The following is a 20,912-nucleotide window of genomic DNA, read 5'->3' on the forward strand; positions in this document are numbered from 1 at the left end:
CGCTGCTCGGCATCCGCCACATCGTGCTGGCCGTGAACAAGATCGACCTGGTCGATTTTTCGCAGGAGCGCTTCGAGGCGATCCGGCGCGACTACGAGGCATTTGCCGCTTCGCTGGGTTTCCGCTCTATCGTGGCGATTCCGCTCTCGGCCCGCTTCGGCGACAATGTGATCGCGCCGTCGGCGAACATGCCCTGGTATGGCGGGCCGTCTTTGCTCGGTCACCTCGAAACGGTGAATGTCGACGACGATCTCGCCGGCAAGCCGTTCCGTTTCCCCGTCCAGTTCGTCAGCCGGCCGCATCTGAACTTTCGCGGCTTCCAGGGCCAGGTCGCCTCGGGCCGTATCGCCGTCGGCGACACGGTCGCGGTTGCGAAATCCGGCGTTACGACGCGGATCAAGCGCATCGTCACCATGGCGCATGACGGCACCGACTGCGATCTCGAAGAAGCGCGTGACGGACAGAGCGTCACCCTAGTGCTGGCCGACGAGGTAGACTGCTCGCGCGGCGACATACTCTCGACCGCTACCGAGCGACCATCCGCAGCCGACCAATTCGGCTGTGATATCATTTGGCTTTCTGAACACCCGCTTTTCGCCGGCCGGTCCTACCTGCTTCGGACTGAAACACAATCGATCAATGCGACAATTACAGAAATAAAGGCGAGTATTGATATCAATACATTCGTTCATATAGCGACTAAATCGATTTCGATTAACGAAATCGGCAAATGTAACATTTCGACACAACAGCGGTTGGTATTTGACACCTATGAAGAGAACAGGGCTACTGGCTCGTTTGTCCTGATAGATAGAATAAGCAACGAAACTGTCGCGGCCGGCCTAATCCGTCACCCGTTGAGGCGCGCGGAAAACATTCATTGGCAGGCGCTAGACATTGATCGCATCGCTCGTGCGCGTCAGAAAAAGCAGCAAGCGACCGTATTTTGGTTCACTGGACTATCGGGCTCCGGCAAATCGACTATTGCCAATTTTGTTGAAAAACGAATGCATTTAGAAGGACGCCATACCTTTATCCTTGATGGCGACAATGTTCGACATGGTCTCAATCGCGATCTCGGCTTCACGGAGGCCGATCGCGTCGAAAACATCCGCCGCGTCGCTGAAGTTGCAAAATTAATGGCCGACGCCGGTCTTATTGTGCTTGTTTCGTTCATCTCACCGTTCCGGGCGGAGCGTGAAATGGCTCGTCAGGTTATTGGTCCTAACGAGTTCGTTGAGATTTATGTCGATACGCCATTCGACGAATGTGCCCGGCGTGATCCCAAAGGGTTGTACAAAAAGGCTTTCGCTGGTCAGCTCAAAAACTTCACCGGTATCGACTCACCATATCAGCCCCCCCTCAACCCCGAAATACACCTACAAACAGTGCAGCACTCGATCGAAGAGCTGGTTCAGCAGGTCTACGAATATTTTGAAATGCACAATGGTATCTGACATGGACGAGCTAGTGCTAACCACCGACCATGGGAGATCTCTCCTTAGGTCAATTGAAGATGCCGCGTTGGTAGCAGCTGCAATGATCATGCAGCAGCGCCACCGAGGCGTGACCGTTCAACTAAAGTCCGACCAATCACCCGTTTCTACGGCCGATGTGGAGGCTGAACGCGCCATATGCACGATGCTCGAACGACAACATCCATTAATACCCATTGTGGCCGAAGAACGAGCTTCAAGCGGCCAGATTGCGAATGATCTTGGTGATACCTTCTTCCTCGTCGATCCACTTGACGGGACCAAGGAGTTTCTTGCAGGCCGAACCGATTTCACGGTTAACATCGCTTTGATCATAAAAGGCTCGCCCGTGGCTGGAGCAATCATCTCACCCGCCTTGGGACGAATGTACTCTGGGTTACGGGGATCTGAAGCTTCCACCGTGGAGATAGACGTCAATAGCTTGGATTGGCGCGGAAACTCCAAGCCGCTCATCGTTAGATCACCGAGTAAGATGGAGATTGCCGTCGCAAGCAGATCCCATCGATGTTTCGAGACCGACGAGTTCATTAAGCGGAAGGGCGTGCAGAAAGTTGTTTCTGCAGGGTCATCCTTAAAATTCTGTATGATCGCTGAGGGGCTAGCCGATGTTTATCCCCGTTTCGGGCGTACCATGGAATGGGATACAGCAGCCGGCGACGCAATCCTTCGGGCCGCTGGTGGACGGACAGTCGATACCTCAGGACGAGATTTAATTTACGGAAAGCGCCATGACGGGACGACCAATGATTTCGCCAATCCCGCCTTTATCGCAATAGGGGCCGACTATCCCCTATGAGTCAAATGCTGGAGCGCGAAATAACCACTGCGTACGGGCAGATATCTAGTCCGGACCGGGGCATCGGATTTAATCGTCAAGCCGCTGCACTGGCACGGCGAATGGGCTGAGGTTGAGACGGAGTTGCTAGGATCGGTAGTACCGGAGTCAAATCGCTTTTGGGATGGCCGTGCTTACCTCGGCACTTTGGGATTATCCATAGCGCAAAAGTCATCTGTGAAATCTATTTTGGCAAAAGAAGATAATCCGAATTTAAAAGAAAACTTAATTAGTAACCTAAACAGCAATGCTCCCTGCCCCTCAGTAGTAGTCAGCTGCGGCGATGCTCAACAACGTGGCTGGGTCAAACCTGTTTATGATGATCTATCCCATAATCGTGAAGCGACGTCTTGGTTATGGTCGCCAAATTCCGAGGAAGGATCAATCTGTTGAGAGACCCTTCGCGATCTTAGATCCATGTACGGTGTAGCCCACAATTGCGATATGCGAGCACATTGCGCTAACCTGTATCCTGGTGACGTTCCGGATATGTTTCCGCAGCGCCATACGGAATGAAAACTAGCACGTCAAGAGACCGCCCAAGTTTAGAAGCTAGTCCGCTGGAGGCCTTCGTTGAAAACGCAATATATCCTTCCAAAAGCACTGGCTATATTTCTTCGAAGAGAGGCATTACAGAAACCGGCGATTGGCGCATGCGATATCGAAGCGCCGGCGCACAAGAGGGTTTGAAAAGATAATATGTGCAGACGGATAGAGAAGATTCTGAGCAGGCGATATCTTAAAAAGCACCGAAAGGATATCGAAAGAATATTTGATTCAAGTTATTATTTATCTTGCAACGTGGACGTCGCCAAGTCCGGCGGCGACCCGCTAGTACATTTCCTGGATCACGGCATTTTCGAGTTGCGTGATCCATCTCCAAGCTTTTGTATGGCAGCGTATCTTGCGCGATACTCTGATGTCAGGGCTTCTGGCCAAAACCCCCTTATACATTACATTCAAGCGGGACGAGCAGAAGCCCGCGATGCGTCTCCGCTTAATGCTCCGTTGCTTAGTGTGCCTGCGCCTCACGAACTTGCTCCGGCGGAGTTTCATAGAGAAATTGAAGCGCTTTTCGATCCAGCGTTCTACGCATTGCGTAATCCTGATGTGGTTCAATCGGGCCTACCTCTCCTCAACCATTTTATAGAGCACGGTCTGCAGGAGCTAAGAGACCCCGCTGAGTGGTTTTCTATGCGCGGGTATCTGGAATTCTATCCCGACGTCCTACGCGCAGGGGAAAATCCGCTCATCCATTTCATTTTGCATGGCAAGAAGGAGGGGCGTACGCCGATCGCTTGCAGTCAAGAACAGCGCCCTCCTTCCATGAACGACGAGAAAAAACGAGTTCGCCGCGAAGAGATGGAAACAGTCTCAGAAATTGCTCCTACGAGCGTTCTGTCGGCAGATGCGGCAGTGATCGGGGCGCATTTCGATAAGCAATTCTACTTGGAGCACTACGGCTGGTCCATTCCTGATGATCAAGAACCGATTGAGCATTTTTTAGAGGTTGGATGGCGCGACGGGTTTGATCCCAATCAAGATTTTTCCGTCGAGTATTACCGCATGATGAATGACGATATTCGTCGTGCAAACATAAATCCATTTGTTCACTATTGCCGAAATGGTCGCGCAGAAATGCGCGAAGGCCGATATTACGCTGATACTATTGCAGACTTTTCTCCGATTGTCTCTATCATCGTTCCAAATTATAACCACTCATCGTATTTGCATCAACGATTGGATTCTATATTTGGTCAGACATACAAAAGAATTGAGGTAATTATACTCGACGATAATTCTATCGACAACAGCAGGGAGGTTATTGCGCATTATATCAAAGAACACAATGTTGAAGTAAAGACAATATATAATGATCGGAACTCAGGTAATGTTTTTAAACAGTGGGAAAAAGGTATAAAAGTCGCCAGTGGAGACTTAATCTGGATATGCGAGAGTGACGACTTTTGCGATCCCCATTTTTTGGAGAGGAGTGTCGATCATTTTAAGGATTTGTCAGTCAATTTGGTTTTTGGCGACGTTCAATTTGTCGACGAGTCTGGTATTCAGTTTTCAGGCTTGGATGAGTTTCGGGAGCAAGCAGAAGCGGGTGTATGGACTAAACCACTGAGGCGAACAGCGAAGCAGTGGTTCGACGGCGCGTTCGGTGTCCATAACGTTGTCGTTAATGTGGGAGGATGCGTGTTCCGCCGCTGTACACTTCCGGAGTCGGTCTGGAAGCGAGCCCAAGGTTTTAAAGTCGCCGGTGACTGGTACCTCTACACCTATCTCATAGGTACGGGATCTGCGGTCTACGAACCATCTGCAAAAGCCTACTTTCGCCAGCATGACCGTAATACATCAGGCATACCGAATCGGCGATTAGATTATATCAACGAGCACGCATACATAGCTCAACACCTCGTATCGATGTGGGGAATCCCGAAAGCCAATCGACAAAGGTTTATCGAAAGCGTCCGAACGCAGTATCACTATTTGAAAATGGATGGCGAATACGGCTCGTTTGAAGAGCGTTTCCCGATCGAAGATATCTTGGGGGCGCAGCGCTCGCACCAACACGTTGTTATAGCGTTCCTTGGCTTTCATTCCGGCGGAGGGGAAGTCTTTCCCATTCAGCTAGCGAATAGGTTGGCTGAGCGAGGCCACATGGTTTCTATGCTTGCTTACAACATGAGCTCAATAAATTGGGATATGGTCGGAGATCTAAATGCGGGTATACCCGTCTATCACGTAAGCGATGTAAAACGTATAGGGCGAGGTGAGTTTGGCCGGGCGATAGGAGCCTCTATTGTTCATTCCCATATGATGTCTTGTGATATGTTTTTGCTCAGCGGTAATGAGCCGCCACTGGATCTCCCATATGTCGTCACGATGCATGGATCGTACGACAGCGTGGGGCGGGAGGCATTTGGACTTCTATTTGAGATTCTCAGAGGAGTAACGTACTGGGTCTACACCGCTGAAAAGAATCTTGGCGTGTTTGATGGCATTCCCATCGCTCGCAGCCGGTTTAAGAAGATACCAAACGCACTCGCCCATGATTTAGACGATTTCGCTTTTTCACGCGAAGAATTGGGCATCGATGCCGACTCTGTCGTATTTACATTGGTAGCCAGGGGGATCAAGCGCAAGGGATGGAGGGCAGCGGTGACTGCCTTCCGCAAACTGAAGCAAAGAGTTCCTGATGGCAAGTTCGACCTTATTCTTGTGGGATCTGGTGATCAAGCAGATAAAATAGTTGCTGATATACAACCCGGCGAGTCGATCCACTTCCTCGGATATCAATCCCAAATCAATGGCCTTTACCGACTTTCGGACGTCGCCCTCGTTCCAAGCCGTTTTCAAGGAGAATCATTTCCGCTTTGCGTAATACAAGCGCTACAGGAAGGCGTGCCGGTAATTGGATCAGATGTGGGAGAGATTAAAAAAATGCTTAGTGGTCGGGCAGGAAAGGCAGGAATTGTCATCAGGAGTGAGCGAGACTCCGATCGTTTTTTTGATAGTTTGTCGAATGCAATGGAAACAATGCTGGATCTTGAGGTGCGAAGCTCATACGGGCGCCGGGCGAAGAGTCTTGCGAGAAAATTTGATCTTGATCGGATGCTGGAAGCATATGAAAAGGCCTATCAAACCGCGATACGGTTTCGCTAGAACGGTGATTTTCGCTATGGTGAATGCGTGTTCCTGCATTGGGATGCTGCGCTGCTGAGCCTAGTATGTCTGAGTGGCACCGCTGCGAGGCAATGAAGAAAGTTGAAGCATGCCGTTCATCGAGTATAACGAAAAAAGAGTTTTGTTTATCCATATACCGAAAACCGGTGGCACTACTGTCGAAGGATGGCTTGGTGGCCTTAGCCACCTACATTTCCATTCGGTCGGCGTTCCCGCCTTCAGCAAATGCACTCCGCAACATTATCGGATGCAGGATTTTAGAGCTTTGTTCGGTGATCAGTTTTTCGATTTTTCTTTCTGTTTCGTAAGAAACCCCTACGACCGCCTCGAGAGTGAATTTCGAATGCAAGCAACTATTCAGAAGACGGGTTTCTGGAGGCGACATTCGAGCTTCTCGACTTGGCTGGATGGCAGCTTGGAAATTGCGCGTCAGAACGCATTCCATCTCGACAATCACCTTCGTCCTCAATGGGAGTTTATCGGATCAGGCGTGCGGGTGCTGCGATTGGAAGACGGCCTGGAAACCGGGTTGGCAGAGGTTGCGGCTTTTTTGGGTGAGGTGCCGCCGGCGAATCTTGGTAAGGAGAATTCCACCAGCAACAGCGAGATTCGGGTTGATTGGGATCTGCAGGACAGATGTAAGATCGAGGAGTTCTATAGGCGTGACTTTGAACAGTTTGGATATGCAGTGATCAGATAGATCTCCGCGATGGAATGTCCGGCCTATCGTTTCGGGGCACATCTAACTATTCCAAGAAGTATCAGAAGAACGTAAGCGGTGTTGTGCTGCCACGTTGGCTCAGCGTTGACGGTGACGTTGCCTCTGGGATTTAATCCGGATTGAAGTTCGTTCTGGCCAATAGAGGACCAGAGCATGAAACGTAGCCGCTTTTCGGACGAACAGATCATCGGCATTTGGAAGGAGCATGAGGCCGGTGTGTCGGTGGCCGACCTTTGTCGCAAGCACGGGGTGAGTGATGCCTCGATCTACAAATGGAAGGGCCAAGTTGGGCGGCATGGAGGTGCCGGAGGCGAAACGCCTGAAGGGCCTTGACGGCGAAAACGCGTGCCTGAAGCGGCTGCTGGCCGATGCGATGCTCGACAATGCCGCTCTGAAGGATCTACTGGGAAAGAAGTGGTGACGCCTGCAGCCAAGCGGAATGCTGTCGCCCACTTGAAGGGAGCCTTCGGGACGTGCGAACGGCGGACGTGTAAAGCCATCGATTGTTGCCGCATGACGGTTCGCTATGAGAGCGGCAGGCCGGATGATTACGAGTTGCGCCAGCGGATGAAGGCGATCGCGCAGGAGCGTCGCCGGTTCGGCTATCGACGCCTGCTCGTGATGCTCAGTGACGTGCTCCCCTGAATGTTCCCATTCATGGGCTAGCTCTGTTCACGTTGTGGTCCATTCCGGACCGGGTTGCAAACTCGTTCGGTGTGAGCCCATCAAGGCTCGTGTGGGGCCGGTGCAGGTTGTAGTCTATTCTCCATGTCTCGATGATCTCGCGTGCATGGCGGTAGCTTCGGAACAGGTGCTCGTTGAGGCACTCGTCCCTCAGCCTGCCGTTGAACGACTCCACGAAGCCATTTTGCATGGGTTGCCGGGTGCGATGTAGTGCCACTCGACGCCGCGATCCTGCTGCCAGGCCAGCATGGCGTTTGACGTCAGCTCCGTGCCGTTGTCGCTGACAATCATGCAGGGGTAGCCGCGCCGTTCGGCGATCGCATCCAGTTCACGAGCGACACGTTCGCCCGAGATCGAGTTGTCGACCACTGTCGCCAGGCACTCCCGGCTGAAGTCGTCGATCACGCACAGGATGCGGAAGCGACGGCCGTCGACCAACGCGTCCGACACGAAGTCGAGTGACCACCTCTGGTTTGCATTCTGCGGAATGGCCATCGGCGCTCTCGTGCCCAGAGCCCGTTTGCGCCCGCCACGTTTTCGGACCGTCAGGCGCTCTTCCTTGTAAATCCGGTAGAGCTTCTTCCAGTTCACCGCGACACCCTCCCGCTTCAACAGCAGGTGCAGGCGGCGGTAGCCGAACCGCCGTCGCTGCGATGACAGTTCCCGCAGACGTGCTCGCAAAGCATCATCGTCCGACCGGCTGGATATGTATCGGTAGACACGCGGCGCAATGCCGACCAGGGCACAGGCCCGCCGCTGCGAGTAATTCTTCTCTTCGACTGCCCAACTCACGGCATTTCTCCTTGAGCCGGGCGTCAGAAGTTTTTTGCCAGCATCTCGCGCAGCGTCGATACATCCATCATCGACTCTGCCAGAAGCTTCTTCAGGCGGGCATTCTCCTCCTCCAAAGCCTTCAGCCGTTTGGCCTCCGACACCTCCATGCCGCCATACTTCTTGCGCCACGTGTAGAAGGTCGCGTCCGAGATCCCGTGCTTGCGGCACAACTCACTGGCCGTCATGCCCGCCTGATGCTCCTTCAGAATGCCAATGATTTGTTCGTCCGAGAACCGTGATCGCTTCATTGCCCGTCTCCTTCGGTGAAGAACAGGCTAACCCAAAAGCGGCAACATCTCAGGGGAGCACGTCAAAAATGCCTTCATCGAGAGCTTCAACGGCCGCCTGCGCGATGAACTTTTCTATGAGACGCTGTTCAGCTCACTTGCCCAAGCCCGCGTATCGATCGCCATAGGGCGTGCCGATTACGACAGAGCCCGCCCGCGTTCACAGATCGGCTGGCAAACACCAGACGAGTACGCAACACGTTCAATCTGCGACGTCCGCTTGCACTTCGAACCACAAAGGGATCCGCGCCAGCGACCATTGCTTCACCCGCCCAGCAGGGTACATCGAACGCTGGAAACCAAATCAGAACTGGATAGAAACTGGGGGCAACGTCATGGAGTGCCCCCCGTTTCACCGGACAGTTCGGCTAGTTTGCTGTTGCTCGGATGAATTGCCTTGGGGAAGTCATCTTGAGCGCGGAGTGGGGATGGATCTCGTTATAATCCTCGATCAATCCGTCGATGAGCCGGAGCGCCGTGTTTAAGGTTTTGACGAAAGCCTCCGACATACCGTTCGATTGGGGGCTGGCGACTGGCGTGAAGCAAGGGGTCAGGTTGAGCGCTTGGGCGAACAGCCTGGTCTCTCGCGCCGTGTATGCGGAGCCGTTCTCGGATAGATGCTCGATCATTTGCGGGGCACGGGTCGCGCCGAAACGCTTTTCGACGGCTTCGAGCATCATGTCACGTACGTCCGAGCCGGATATCCCGGCATTGGCGACGGCCGTCCAGGCGATGATCTCGCGGTCGAAAGCGTCGATGATGAAAGCGAGACGGACGACCTCGCCGTTCCAGCAGGTGAACTCCAGCCCGTCGGAACACCAGCGCAGGTTCGAACGCATGACCACGACCTTGCCGTCATGAAAGCGGCCCTTGCGGACAGCGGTATGCTGTTCGAGCAGCATACCATTGTTGCGCATGATGCGGTGAACCCGCTTGGCGTTGACGACCGGCTAAACCGCAGCTCGCCGTTGGCGATTGAGGAGGACTGCGATCCGCCGATAGCCATAGGTTGGCCTTTGATCCGCCAAGTTCCGAATGGCGGGGAGAAGTTCGACATCTTCGGCTTTGCGATAGGGACCGCGTGGCTTCGATCTGCCCTCAAGCCGCTCGATGAGATTGGAACGGGAAACACCCAAGGTCTGTGCAATCGTCATCACCGGAAACCGTCCTTCGGCAACAATATCGGCCGCAATGCCTGTTTTTTGGGCCTGCTTTGGACAGGGCCTCGCGGAGAATCTCGACCTCCATCGTCTTGCGGCCGAGCATACGCTCAAGCTCGCGAACACGATCCTCCGGCTTTCTCACTTCCGAATTGCCGACCACCGGCTCGTCTGAATCCACGGCGGCCGACCCTCCCTCGCTCAGCAATCTGCGCCATCGATAAAAAAGGTTTGGCGCGACCCCGAAACGGCGGGCGGAGGTGATGACGTTGATCCGCTAAAACGACATCAGAACTCTTGGACATAGTCGTACTCATAGGCGAATGCCTATGCCTTATCGGCTATGCCAGCTGACCGGTCAAAATGGGGTGCGCTCCAGGGACCGAAGGCGCATACCTGGCTCTCGCAGATGCATGAGCGCAAGCCACCCAAGGGCGAACCACCGATATTCTCTCAAGCCGACTGGATCTTCGGGGTAGATCAGCTGGCCCCCGGTTGACGCGAGGCACGTATCGCCGCATGCTTTATGTCGGTCGCGCGGCGGAAGTTTATCTTGAAACGTCCCGCAATAGCAGGACAGCCTCCGCGAGTCGGCCTGGACCAAATCTTGGCGGCCACCTAAGTGCTACGTAGTCCGCGGCTAATCGAAAATAACTATGCACGTCGGGTTCACGCGCCTAAATCCGAGTTGGAGCGACAGTGCCAAACGGACAAAGTGATACAATATACGAGAGAAGCCATCTGACAACAGTCGCCGCGCCACGGTATGAATGTGAAGTAGAGCGCTTAAACACCCCTCAAAACGCAAATTTCAGTTGACCCGAGATCTTGTTACCCAACTATTGAAGGTTGAAGGTTGAAGGTCGAAGCGGCCGCGGTCCGGTATGAATTTGCCTTCCACAAGATCGCGGCCCTGATTTTTGTTTTATCGCAGAGCAGAAGTAGCAGAATGGTCCGAAACTTGAACCCTCGTGCCCGTTCGTCAAGCTCACAACGGCTAGACCGATTACTTAACTTTAATTACTCGTTGCAACAAAAGCCAGGAACATATCAGTGTGCGTAAGCTGAAAACTATATACATTCATATCGGAAGTCCCAAAGCGGCCTCGACGTCGCTGCAATATTTTATTTTTAGTAATGCGGCACGGCTTCGGGAACTCGGCTATGAAGTCGTCAATCAGAATTTGGACACTATTGGTCGCGGTGGCAACCCTCTCTGGTTAATTCAGTCACTGCTTGAGGACCCTCACGGCCAAGAAAAGCTGAAATCGAAGCTTGCTTCCGCTGTGGGCGATAAAATCGTGATCTCAGCGGAGAATTTAAGTATTGCGGCGGCAGCGGAGCTTTTTAGACCACTCGCCGTGGATTTTGAGTTTAAAGTGCTTTATATAATTCGCCGCCAAGATGACTGGATTTATTCAGCTTGGAAGCAATGGCAATCAAAAACAGCTAAAACACTTAACCATTATATTGATATTGCACTGCTTGAGCATACGCCAAATTATTGCGAGGTCTTCGAGGCCTGGGGCAGTGTTGCCGGAATGGATAACGTCCAAGTTCTGAGTTTGGATCTTTTGCCGGGAAAACTCGAATCAGTGGTTCTAGATTGGCTTGAATTACCCAGTAACGAGAGTCAATCTTTTGAAATCGCCGATAAAAGTCAAAACGAAAGTTTTGACTTTCGAATTCTAGACATACTCGCACGTCACGCCGGCGTCTACAGTAATCCCCACGATCGAAGAATTGAAGAATTTATAAGCGCAAGATCTAAACTTGCTACCAGCGTAAGATATAGATTATCTGATGCTCAGTCGACGCGCATTATGGATTCATTTCACGAAGACAACGTCAAATTGATAGGGGCGGAGGCGGCGATGAAGCTTCGCTCCTTGGTGAAAGCAAATAGAACAGTCGCGGAGACAGGTGATGTTATTCAGCAGCATGATTTCGCGATCGCATGTCTTTTCGAGGCGCTCGGCAATGTTTCGGAGGAGCTGTCCGATCTGCGCGCACGACTCAAGGCACTAGAAAGGAAATAGCCAATCAACCTCGGTTTAGTGGCAGACTTAGTTGATCTTTCGAAACGTGCGCTTTTCTACGTTGGAAGCCCCATCAATCGATCCCAAATGCAGCGGGGATCGCCCAGCGTTGCGCTGAAAATGCCTCATGGATCTGCCAGAGCAGACAGGCCAACGGGAGGTCCGCGCCGCGACCCATCGTCTGAGAGACTGACCTACAAAGAGTTGAGTGATGTCACTAGGCTGGTATTCTGTCGGATTTGCGAAGATTCGATGAGGAGCATGACGCCGTGGACTGAATATTACCCATCGTGACTAGCCAGCGAGGCCAGGCACTACGCAAGTGACCTAAGCGATGGAGAAAGGGCGGTGATCACGCCGCTCCTGCTTGGACCGAATCCGGTCGGCGCGCGCGTGGCCGACCTGTGCGAGGTGGCGAACGCGGTCCTCTACATGGCGTAGAGAGGTCGCTAGTGGCGCCTGTTGCCGAATGACTTCCAGCGCTTCATGACGGTGTAGAGCTACTTCTACGCCTGGCGAGTAACCCTCCGGCGTAGGCCGCCTCGTTTTGACGTAGGTGATCGCTGCCAGTGCTGCTGCAAACGCCAGGCGTAGTCCTATGACTAAACGTCGATTGGAAGTGATCACGTCGGTTGGAGCGTCGGCGACGCTGGACGCGGGAGGAGAAGAAACGTCTCATCGCGGCATCGTTCGAGCCCAGCGAGACGACGTCGGAGGTGGCTCGTTCGGCGGGCATTCATTCCAGCCAGCTCTTCCGCTGATGAAAGCGGCTGCGCCAGCGGACGGACGGACCCAGCCCGGCGCTGCTGCCGGTCGAAGTTGTGCCGGAGCCGCTGCCTCCGACACCTCCATACCGCCATACTTCTTGCGCCAAGTGTAGAAGGTCGCGTCCGAGATCCCGTGCTTGCGGCACAACTCACTGGCCGTCATGCCCGCCTGATGCTCCTTCAGAATGCCAATGATTTGTTCGTCCGAGAACCGTGATCGCTTCATTGCCCGTCTCCTTCGGTGAAGAACAGGCTAACCCAAAAGCGGCAACATCTCAGGGGAGCACGTCAAGGTCGCCGGAGGGCGGGGATGATCGAGATCGATCTTGGCGGTGAAGCGCATCGATGCCCTGTTCGACATTGAGCGGGTGATCAACGGCCGGACGGCCGANCCCGCCTGATGCTCCTTCAGAATGCCAATGATTTGTTCGTCCGAGAACCGTGATCGCTTCATTGCCCGTCTCCTTCGGTGAAGAACAGGCTAACCCAAAAGCGGCAACATCTCAGGGGAGCACGTCAAGGTCGCCGGAGGGCGGGGATGATCGAGATCGATCTTGGCGGTGAAGCGCATCGATGCCCTGTTCGACATTGAGCGGGTGATCAACGGCCGGACGGCCGAGGAGCGCCTTCAGCGCCGACGGACTTAAAGCCTGCCGCTCCTTGAGGCGTTCGAAAGCTGGATGCGTGTGGAACGGACCGGGCTGTCGCGTCATGCGTTGGTCGCGCAGGCTATGGGCTACATGCTCAAGCGCTGGAGTGGCTTCGCAGACTTTGTCCACGACGGACGTATCTGACCATTGGATGAATTTCGATCCGACTAAGGTACGACGGCTTATATGCTACAAAGTCTAACCGAGGCTTGCTCTGAGGTCCTCGAAGCACGCGCGACTTTGTACGCTAGATTTTGAGCTAGACCCAATTCACGATTACTCAACGTTTGACAGATGGCTGGATGGTCGTCTTGGGGCGAAGCGCGATCGTTAGGCACAGTCTTATGTGCAGAACACTAGTGGTCGAAAAATAATTGCCGCACCCGCTGGGGTAGGCCTGGATACGGAGGAAGTTGTCATGGCCGCGTTCAAACTCAATCTCGCCGATCTTGAATTCGCTCTGAAGCAGATCAAGATCGCCGAAGCAAATTCCACGGCTCACGCGGGAGGTAGTGCGGTCGATCTGAGGCAGGTCTACGTCGATCCGCTCGGTAATACGATGGACGTGGGCGGCGTGCCATACAGCCCGGCCACCCATCCCACCGTCGCGCTTCAGCTCGCCATCCCCGATCCGCACGTTCCGAACGGTCTACGCACGGTCGACGGTTCCTCCAATAGTCTGGTCGAAGGCCGCGAGACCTGGGGAGCCTCCAACCAGCCGATGCCGAGGCTTTTCGATCCAAACTACGTGAATGATACTGACGGCGATTCCATCGACGTCAACGGACCCGCACCTGGGGTATTGAACAACGGCAACTACGGCGTCCCGGGCGATGTCGCAGACGCCGATCCACGCACTATCTCCAATCTGATCGTCGACATCTCGATCAAGAATCCGGCGGCGATCATGGCCGCGCTGACCTTTGCCGGTTCCGAAGATCCGATAGCTGATCTGCAGGAAATCCTGGCGCGCAAGGTGACGCAGGCCGAGGCAGACGCACAACTGGCGACGGCGCAGACGGCTCTGACGACCGCCCAAAACGACCTGGATGACGCCGTCGCTGCCTATACGCCGGGCAACACTGGAAGCATGGACGCGATCCAGGCTGCAACGGTGGTGTTGTCGGAGGCAGAGGCCGCTTTGGCTGTGGCGGAAGATGTGGCGGCCGACCCTCAGGCGGCGATGATGGCACTCGCCGAAGAGAAGGGCATCACGTTCAACAACGGCTCGATCGACATTCCCAACGTCGCGCCGGATGAAGGCCTGTCCGCTCCGTTCAACGCCTGGATGACTTTCTTTGGCCAGTTCTTCGACCATGGCCTCGACCTGATCTCCAAGGGAGGCAACGGCACCATCTATGTGCCGCTTGCCGACGACGATCCCCTGGTCACGGGCACCGACGGGGTTCTCGGCGACGATCCGAATACGACGCAGGACGAGTCCGCCGACGACCTGCCCGCACAATTGCGCTTCATGGCGCTGACGCGTTCCACCAATGTCCCCGGTCCCGGCGGCGAGCTGACGCAACGCAACGTTACGACACCCTTCGTCGATCAGAACCAGACCTACACGTCACATGCGTCGCACCAGGTGTTCCTGCGCGAATATGCGATGGTTGGTGGAGAGCCGTTGGCCACCGGTAGATTGCTCGATGGCGCCGAGGGCGGGCTTGCAACCTGGGCCGACGTCAAGGCACAGGCGCTCAACATGCTCGGCATCCAACTGAGCGACATGGACGTCTTCGCCGTGCCGCTGCTGCGCACCGACGCTTACGGAGAATTCATCCGCGACGATAATGGCTTCCCGCAGGTTGTCGTGGGCCTCGGCGCGGACGGTGCCCCGAACACCGCGGACGATATCGTCGTCAGCGGCACGCCGGGTGCTCCCGTTGTTATCGCCACTCTGAACAGTGGCCTCGGACCAATTCGCACCGCCAACGCCTTCCTCGACGACATTGCGCACAACGCGGTCCCGGGCACCATTTACGACGCCGATGGCAACCCCGCGACGCCGGGAACGCTCGTGGTTGCAGCTGACGGTGATACCGACAACGGCAATGTTATCGCCGCCGATTTCCGAGGCCGGAAAGTCGCGTATGACGATGAGCTGCTTGACAGCCACTACATTACCGGCGATGGCCGCGGCAACGAGAACATCGGCCTGACTGCCGTCCACCATGTCTTCCACTCGGAGCACAATCGCCAGGTGGAAATGCACAAGATGACGATCCTGCAGAGTGGGAACGTCGACTTCATCAACGAGTGGCTGGCCGTAGATCTCACTCCTGCGCAAGCCGCCAGTCTGCCGACAACTTTCCCGTCGGATCCCGATGCTCGCGCTGCGTTGCTCGACTCTTTCGCCTGGGACGGCGAACGCCTGTTTCAGGCCGGTCGTATGGCGACTGAGATGCAGTACCAGCATCTGGTTTTCGAGGAGTTCGGGCGCAAGATCCAACCCAATATCGACGTCTTCGTCTTCAACTCGATCACCGACGTCGATCCTTCGATCTTCTCGGAATTCGCCAACGTCATCTATCGCTTCGGCCATTCGATGCTCACGGAGAACATGCCGCGCATTGATGCGAACGGGCAGTTGATGGATACAGCACCCGGTACCGAGATCGACCTCGTCAAGGCCTTCCTCAATCCAGTGCTGTTCGATAACGGTGGCGCCATCTCCCATGACGAAGGCGCAGCTGCGATCGTCCGCGGGATGACGATTGAGCGCGGGAACGAGATCGACGAGTTCGTTGTCAATGCGCTGCGCAACAACCTGCTCGGCCTGCCGCTCGACCTTGCCACGATCAACATCGCCCGTGGCCGCGACACCGGCATGCCGACCCTCAACCAGGCACGCGAACAGCTCTTCGATGCCAGCGGCTCGACGTTCTTGACGCCGTACACGAGTTGGACCGAGTTCGCAGCCAACCTGAAGAATCCGCTCTCGGTGGTGAACTTCATCGCTGCTTACGGCACACACGAAGCCATCACCGGTACGATGGAACAGAAGCGTGCGGCCGCTATGGAACTGGTCTTCGGGGTGGACGCCACCGGCGCCACCTCGACCCTTGAGGGTCGGGTCGAATTCCTAAACAGCACCGGGACATGGAACGCAGAGAACAGCGGGTTGAATAGCATCGATCTTTGGATCGGCGGTCTCGCTGAGAAGAAGATGCCGTTCGGCGGCATGCTGGGCTCCACCTTCAACGCAGTGTTCGAACTGCAGATGGAGAACCTCCAGGATGGCGACCGCTTCTACTACCTGACCCGAACTCAGGGCCAGAACTTCCTCAACGCGCTTGAACAAAACTCCTTCGCCAAGATGATCATGGCGAATACCGCTCTTGCGCAGGCCGGTGCCGACGGCATCCGCGGTACTGCGGACGATATTGTCGACCGCCATATCGGCGTAGATTCCTTCGCGGCCTATGATTTCGTCTTCGAAGTCAATGCGAGCAAGCAGCAGGACTATGCTCCCGATGATCCGCTGAGCGTCGATCCGTCTGACAACGACGGCACGCTCAGCGCGCTCGGCCTGAAGAAAGTCATCCGAGACGATCCAGGTACCGCCGGCGTGGATGCGCACTACTTCCGCACCTTTGGTGGCGAGCATGTCGTGGTCGGCGGTACCCAGTTCAACGACACCATCGTCACGGACTTAGGCGATGATGGCATCTGGGGCGACGCCGGCGATGATCGTATCGAGTCCGGAGCCGGCGTCGACCTGGTCAATGGCGGCGGAGGCAACGACATCATCACTGACTCGGGCGATACCGGCGACTTCCTGAAGGGTGATGAGGGCGATGACGTCATCGCCAACTCCAACGGTCTCGACATCATCATGGGGGGCGACGGCAGCGACGCGGTCTTCGTGGGCGTCGACGCTACGGAAGTCTTCGGCGGCACCGGCAACGACTTTATCCTCGGCGGCGACGACATGGATTTCCTGCTCGGCAACGAGGGTGACGACTGGATCGAGGCCGGCGGCGGCTTCGATACGACGGCCGGCGACAACTCCGAACTGTTCTTCAATTCGGCGATCAAGGGCCACGACGTCATGTTCGCCGGCAATGACGAGCATGATTTCGATGCCGAGTCCGGCGACGACATCATGGTCCAGGGCGAAAGCGTCATGCGCAACGAAGGCATGTTCGGCTTCGACTGGGCAATCTTCAAGGGCATGGCGTTCGACGGCTATGCCAACATGCGCATCCCGATATTTACGACGGAAGCCGAGGATATCCTGCGCAACCGCTTCGACAAGACCGAGGCGCTATCGGGCTGGGACAACGACGATACGCTGCTCGGCGACGACCGCACCTTCGGTGAGATCGCTCCCGGTGACACGGTGGCAGCCACGGAGAATATCTTCTTCCAGGATGAACTGACGCAGGCCGGCGTCGACCGTATCGAAGGCCTGCGCGAGATGCTCGGTGATCTCATTGCCATCCCGATCGGCACGACGCCGGAGGAGCGTGAACTGGAAGTCGCCTTCGACCGTGGCAACCTGCTGTTAGGCGGTGGCGGTGCAGACCGGATTCAGGGCAATGGCGGCGACGACATCATTGACGGCGACCGCTGGCTCAATGTTCGGATCGCGATCCACACCAGCCCCGACGGCACTGGCGCTGCCCTCGCGTCCGTCGACACGATGAAGCACGTCTTTGCCGACGACTTCGCGATCGAAGCCTGGCAGGGGCAGTCGCTGTTCCAGCTTATGCTCGACCGGGTCATCGTGCCGGGCCAGATGAAGATCGTTCGTGAAATCATCGACAGCCAGGATAATCAGTCCATCGACGTGGCCGTCTTCAACGACGTGATTGACAACTATACGATCACGCAAAATAACGACGGCAGCACTACGGTCACGCAGAACGTGGTCAGTAATGTTGTCGATCCCAACACGGGACGCGCCCTCGTCTCCGATGGCACGGATACGATCTTCAATGTCGAGGAATTGCATTTTGCGGATGACATCGTCGCTGTAAATGATCTTGCGACCGGCAATATTCAAATCAGCGACCTCACACCAACGCAAGGACAACCTCTCTCGGTCACCTTCTCAGAGATCGCCGATGGGAATGGGATCAGTGGATCAGTCTTCACAATACAATGGCAGGCTCTCATCGGCACGACATGGACTGACATAGTTGGTGCCACCGGAGCAACGTTCACGCCTCAAGCCGAGCAAGTGAATCAATCGGTTCGAGCCATCATTCAATTCATGGATGACCAAGGCAATGCAGAGGAACTCGCTTCGCTTCAAACACAGGTGGTAGGACGAAACTTTGTTGGAACGCTCATCGCGGATGTCGTCTCCGGAACAATTGGGAATGATGTTATGGACGGTTCCGGAGGGCACGACATACTCACTGGCTCGTTCGGAGATGACCTGCTCGTAGGCGGGGGCGGCAATGACCAACTGAACGGTGGCGGCGGTGCTGACAACCTGCAAGGCGGCAACCACAACGACACTCTGATCGGTGGGCTCGGTGACGATATTCTCGATGGGGGAGATTGGCATGATACCCTGAACGGCGATGCCGGCAACGATATTTTGATTGGTGGCAGTGGTGTTGACCACCTCAATGGGGGTGCTGGAAACGATGATCTCCAAGGAGGGGACGGTTCAGATCAGCTCTTTGGGGGCATCGGTGACGATGTTCTCGACGGAGGCGCTTGGAACGATACCTTGCACGGCGAGGATGGCAACGATACGCTCATAGGCGGCATTGGCGCCGATACATTGCATGGGGACGCGGGCAGCGATAACCTACAAGGAGGCGACGCCGCAGATATGCTGTCAGGTGGCGACGGCAATGATGCGCTTGATGGCGGCACTGGAAACGACCGAATGGAAGGCGGAGCGGGAGACGATAGCGCCATGGGGGGGCAAGGCCGCGACACATTCGTTGCAGCCGATGATGATGGGCAGGACACCTACTGGGGAGATGGCAACGTTGATACCATCGACTACAGCGCAGTAACGCAGGACCTAACAATCAATCTTCGTACAGGTCCTGGTTGGACTGGGTCCGTCACAGATATCAATGGATCGATCGACACCTTAAACATGATCGAGAATGTCGTCGGTGGATCCGGTAATGACATGATCACAGCTAGCGAAGCTCGCAATGTGATGGAGGGGGGGCAAGGCGCAGATACGTTCGTGTTCTTGTCAACGCTCCGGGCACATGGTGATGAAATTGCTTCTTTCCAACCTGGAGATCTCATCGATCTGTCTTCGATAGATGCGGACATTGGAACTGCAGGAAATCAACAGTTCCAGCTCGTGGCCGGTAGCGCATTTACGGCCGCAGGCGAATTGCGCCAGACGCAAGTGACGACGGAAGATGGTGTATTCACAATACTTTCCGGAAACGTTGACAGCGATGGTGACGCAGAATTTGAAATCGCGATCCGGGGACTACACAATCTGACGAGCACAGAAGTTGTGATCTAAGACATCTGCTGCTGCCCCTAGTTGCCTCATCCACTTTTTTTGGGAGAGTGGATGAGACTTTTTTTCTGCTTTTTGGAACGGCTGGACGTTCAGCGAACATTACCTCTCCGGTGTGCAATCCAGCCTGCTCCGTCGGCGCAGCCAGCCGGCGATCGTGAAGTCGCCGGAAAACTTCACCTTTTGGCGGTCCAAGGTAGTATCAGAGCAACCCCTTGTAATCCCAGCGGGGGATCCAAAGATGGCCCGCCGTACCGGTAGTTCTTAAAATGTTTGGACGCGTCTCCTAGCTCCAGAGCGCGTCTTGTCTAATCTGGATCATGTTCTGCTGCCTTGAGAATCGCCGCTGAGTGCCGTTGCCATCGTCCTCCTTACAAAAATGAACGTTGAATCAGTCTTATAACCCTGAACTACATCACAGTCAGGACATTGATCGCAGGACGTGCTTTAGATCATTGCAGCGTCCGACTATGGCACATCAGAATCGTTGATCGTGCTAGGTACATGGGATTGGTAGGCTCTGTTACTAAAATTCAGATTGGCCCTCGATCTGTTTTCCCACTATCGAAGAACGAGGGTCGATGGCGGTCGCGATTCAGCATGGATAGCCCTCCAAGGGGTCGCGACCGCCTTCTGGAACAAGACTGTCTCACCAAATTTTGATTCCAACACCTCAGTCTGGGTTGCTGCCAGCTTTTCGGACACCAGGCTAAGCTAACATAGCATTCTCCTCGAACTCGACTGGGCATGCTCTGATCGCTGAAAACTGGATCGTTGGAAACTAAGTTTTCCGCTATAGCGGCCCTTAGCTGGGAGGAGCGGAAGACGATGAAGGCATCGAAGTTCTCGGACGCACAAAAGACGTTCATTTTGAAGCAGGGAGCCGACGGAATCCCCGTCGCTGAAATTGACCGGCTCCCCTGAATGACCTTATTCATAGGCTAGCTCTGTTCACGTTGTGCTCCATTCCGGACCGGGTTGCAAACTCGTTCGATGTGAGCTCGTGTGGGGTCGGTGCAGGTTGTAGTCTATTCTCCATGTCTCGATGATCTCTCGTGCGTGGCGGTAGCTGCGGAACAGGTACTCGTTGAGACATTCGTCCCTCACCTGTCGTTGAAGCTTTCCACTAGACCATTCTGCATCGGTTTTCCCGGTGCGATGAGCTACCCCCCGATCCCTGGACAGATTTCGGCGTGACTTAAGCTACTGCCTGCACCTGCTGATCGGTTTCGATGCTGGTGAAGTAGATCACGGCGGGCGGCTGTCCGCCATGGGCGGCGTGTGGC

The 20,912-nt window shown here is 55.1% G+C and carries 7 protein-coding genes and 7 pseudogenes; 10 read left to right on the forward strand and 4 right to left on the reverse strand.

Features of this window, described 5'->3' with window-relative positions; translation table 11 throughout:
- From cysC to GC125_RS00140, 5 genes and pseudogenes are all read left to right on the forward strand, one after another.
- Positions 1-1,457, forward strand: a 1,457-nt coding sequence (gene cysC / locus GC125_RS00120; RefSeq protein ID WP_151983184.1) for an adenylyl-sulfate kinase, incomplete at its 5' end; no start/stop codon positions are given.
- A gap of 1 nt (position 1,458) precedes the next feature.
- A complete protein-coding gene (gene cysQ, locus GC125_RS00125) occupies positions 1,459-2,292 on the forward strand; it encodes a 3'(2'),5'-bisphosphate nucleotidase CysQ (protein ID WP_151983185.1) in 834 nt (277 codons plus the stop codon).
- Positions 2,293-3,222: 930 nt separating this feature from the next.
- Positions 3,223-6,003, forward strand: coding sequence for a glycosyltransferase (locus GC125_RS00130; protein WP_199864373.1), 2,781 nt, complete (start codon positions 3,223-3,225; stop codon positions 6,001-6,003).
- Positions 6,004-6,112: 109 nt separating this feature from the next.
- The gene (locus tag GC125_RS00135; RefSeq protein WP_151983187.1) at positions 6,113-6,724 is read left to right on the forward strand and encodes a sulfotransferase family 2 domain-containing protein; all 612 of its coding nucleotides are present in this window, start codon (positions 6,113-6,115) and stop codon (positions 6,722-6,724) included.
- 174 nt (positions 6,725-6,898) lie between these two features.
- A pseudogene (locus tag GC125_RS00140) lies at positions 6,899-7,372 on the forward strand (transposase); the annotation flags it as partial.
- A gap of 28 nt (positions 7,373-7,400) precedes the next feature.
- Here the strand turns inward: GC125_RS00140 and GC125_RS00145 are convergent.
- A pseudogene (locus GC125_RS00145) lies at positions 7,401-8,511 on the reverse strand (IS3 family transposase).
- 52 nt (positions 8,512-8,563) lie between these two features.
- On the opposite strand from GC125_RS00145, the pseudogene GC125_RS00150 reads away from it, so the two are divergent.
- A pseudogene (locus GC125_RS00150) lies at positions 8,564-8,868 on the forward strand (integrase core domain-containing protein); the annotation flags it as partial.
- Between the two features lie 50 nt (positions 8,869-8,918).
- Here GC125_RS00150 and GC125_RS00155 read toward each other — a convergent pair.
- A pseudogene (locus GC125_RS00155) lies at positions 8,919-9,987 on the reverse strand (IS3 family transposase); the annotation flags it as partial.
- A gap of 778 nt (positions 9,988-10,765) precedes the next feature.
- Between GC125_RS00155 and GC125_RS00160 the strand changes: the two are divergent.
- Together GC125_RS00160 and GC125_RS20325 are read left to right on the forward strand one after the other, a co-directional pair.
- Positions 10,766-11,749 (forward strand): hypothetical protein, encoded by a 984-nt coding sequence (locus GC125_RS00160; protein ID WP_151983188.1) that lies wholly within the window; start codon positions 10,766-10,768, stop codon positions 11,747-11,749.
- 632 nt (positions 11,750-12,381) lie between these two features.
- Positions 12,382-12,510: a transposase gene (locus GC125_RS20325; protein ID WP_151983189.1), complete on the forward strand. Its 129-nt coding sequence runs from the start codon at positions 12,382-12,384 to the stop codon at positions 12,508-12,510.
- Between the two features lie 64 nt (positions 12,511-12,574).
- On the opposite strand, the pseudogene tnpA reads toward GC125_RS20325, so the two are convergent.
- Positions 12,575-12,742: pseudogene (gene tnpA, locus GC125_RS00170) on the reverse strand (IS66 family insertion sequence element accessory protein TnpA); the annotation flags it as partial.
- Between the two features lie 331 nt (positions 12,743-13,073).
- On the opposite strand from tnpA, the pseudogene GC125_RS20155 reads away from it, so the two are divergent.
- Both GC125_RS20155 and GC125_RS00180 read left to right on the forward strand, forming a co-directional pair.
- Positions 13,074-13,307: pseudogene (locus tag GC125_RS20155) on the forward strand (IS66 family transposase); the annotation flags it as partial.
- Positions 13,308-13,584: 277 nt separating this feature from the next.
- Positions 13,585-19,629, forward strand: coding sequence for a peroxidase family protein (locus GC125_RS00180; protein WP_151983190.1), 6,045 nt, complete (start codon positions 13,585-13,587; stop codon positions 19,627-19,629).
- Between the two features lie 996 nt (positions 19,630-20,625).
- Here GC125_RS00180 and GC125_RS00185 read toward each other — a convergent pair.
- A pseudogene (locus GC125_RS00185) lies at positions 20,626-20,786 on the reverse strand (integrase core domain-containing protein); the annotation flags it as partial.
- Positions 20,787-20,912 lie beyond the last annotated feature (126 nt).

The organism is Rhizobium sp. EC-SD404 (genome assembly GCF_902498825.1).
Classification (GTDB): Bacteria; Pseudomonadota; Alphaproteobacteria; order Rhizobiales; family Rhizobiaceae; genus Georhizobium.

Bases quoted from the DNA above. Each gene is read 5' to 3' on its own strand.
- cysQ (WP_151983185.1), top strand. From the start codon at position 1,459: ATGGACGAGCTAGTGCTAACCACCGACCATGGGAGATCTCTCCTTAGG.
- GC125_RS00130 (WP_199864373.1), top strand. From the start codon at position 3,223: ATGGCAGCGTATCTTGCGCGATACTCTGATGTCAGGGCTTCTGGCCAA.
- GC125_RS00135 (WP_151983187.1), top strand. From the start codon at position 6,113: ATGCCGTTCATCGAGTATAACGAAAAAAGAGTTTTGTTTATCCATATA.
- GC125_RS00180 (WP_151983190.1), top strand. From the start codon at position 13,585: ATGGCCGCGTTCAAACTCAATCTCGCCGATCTTGAATTCGCTCTGAAG.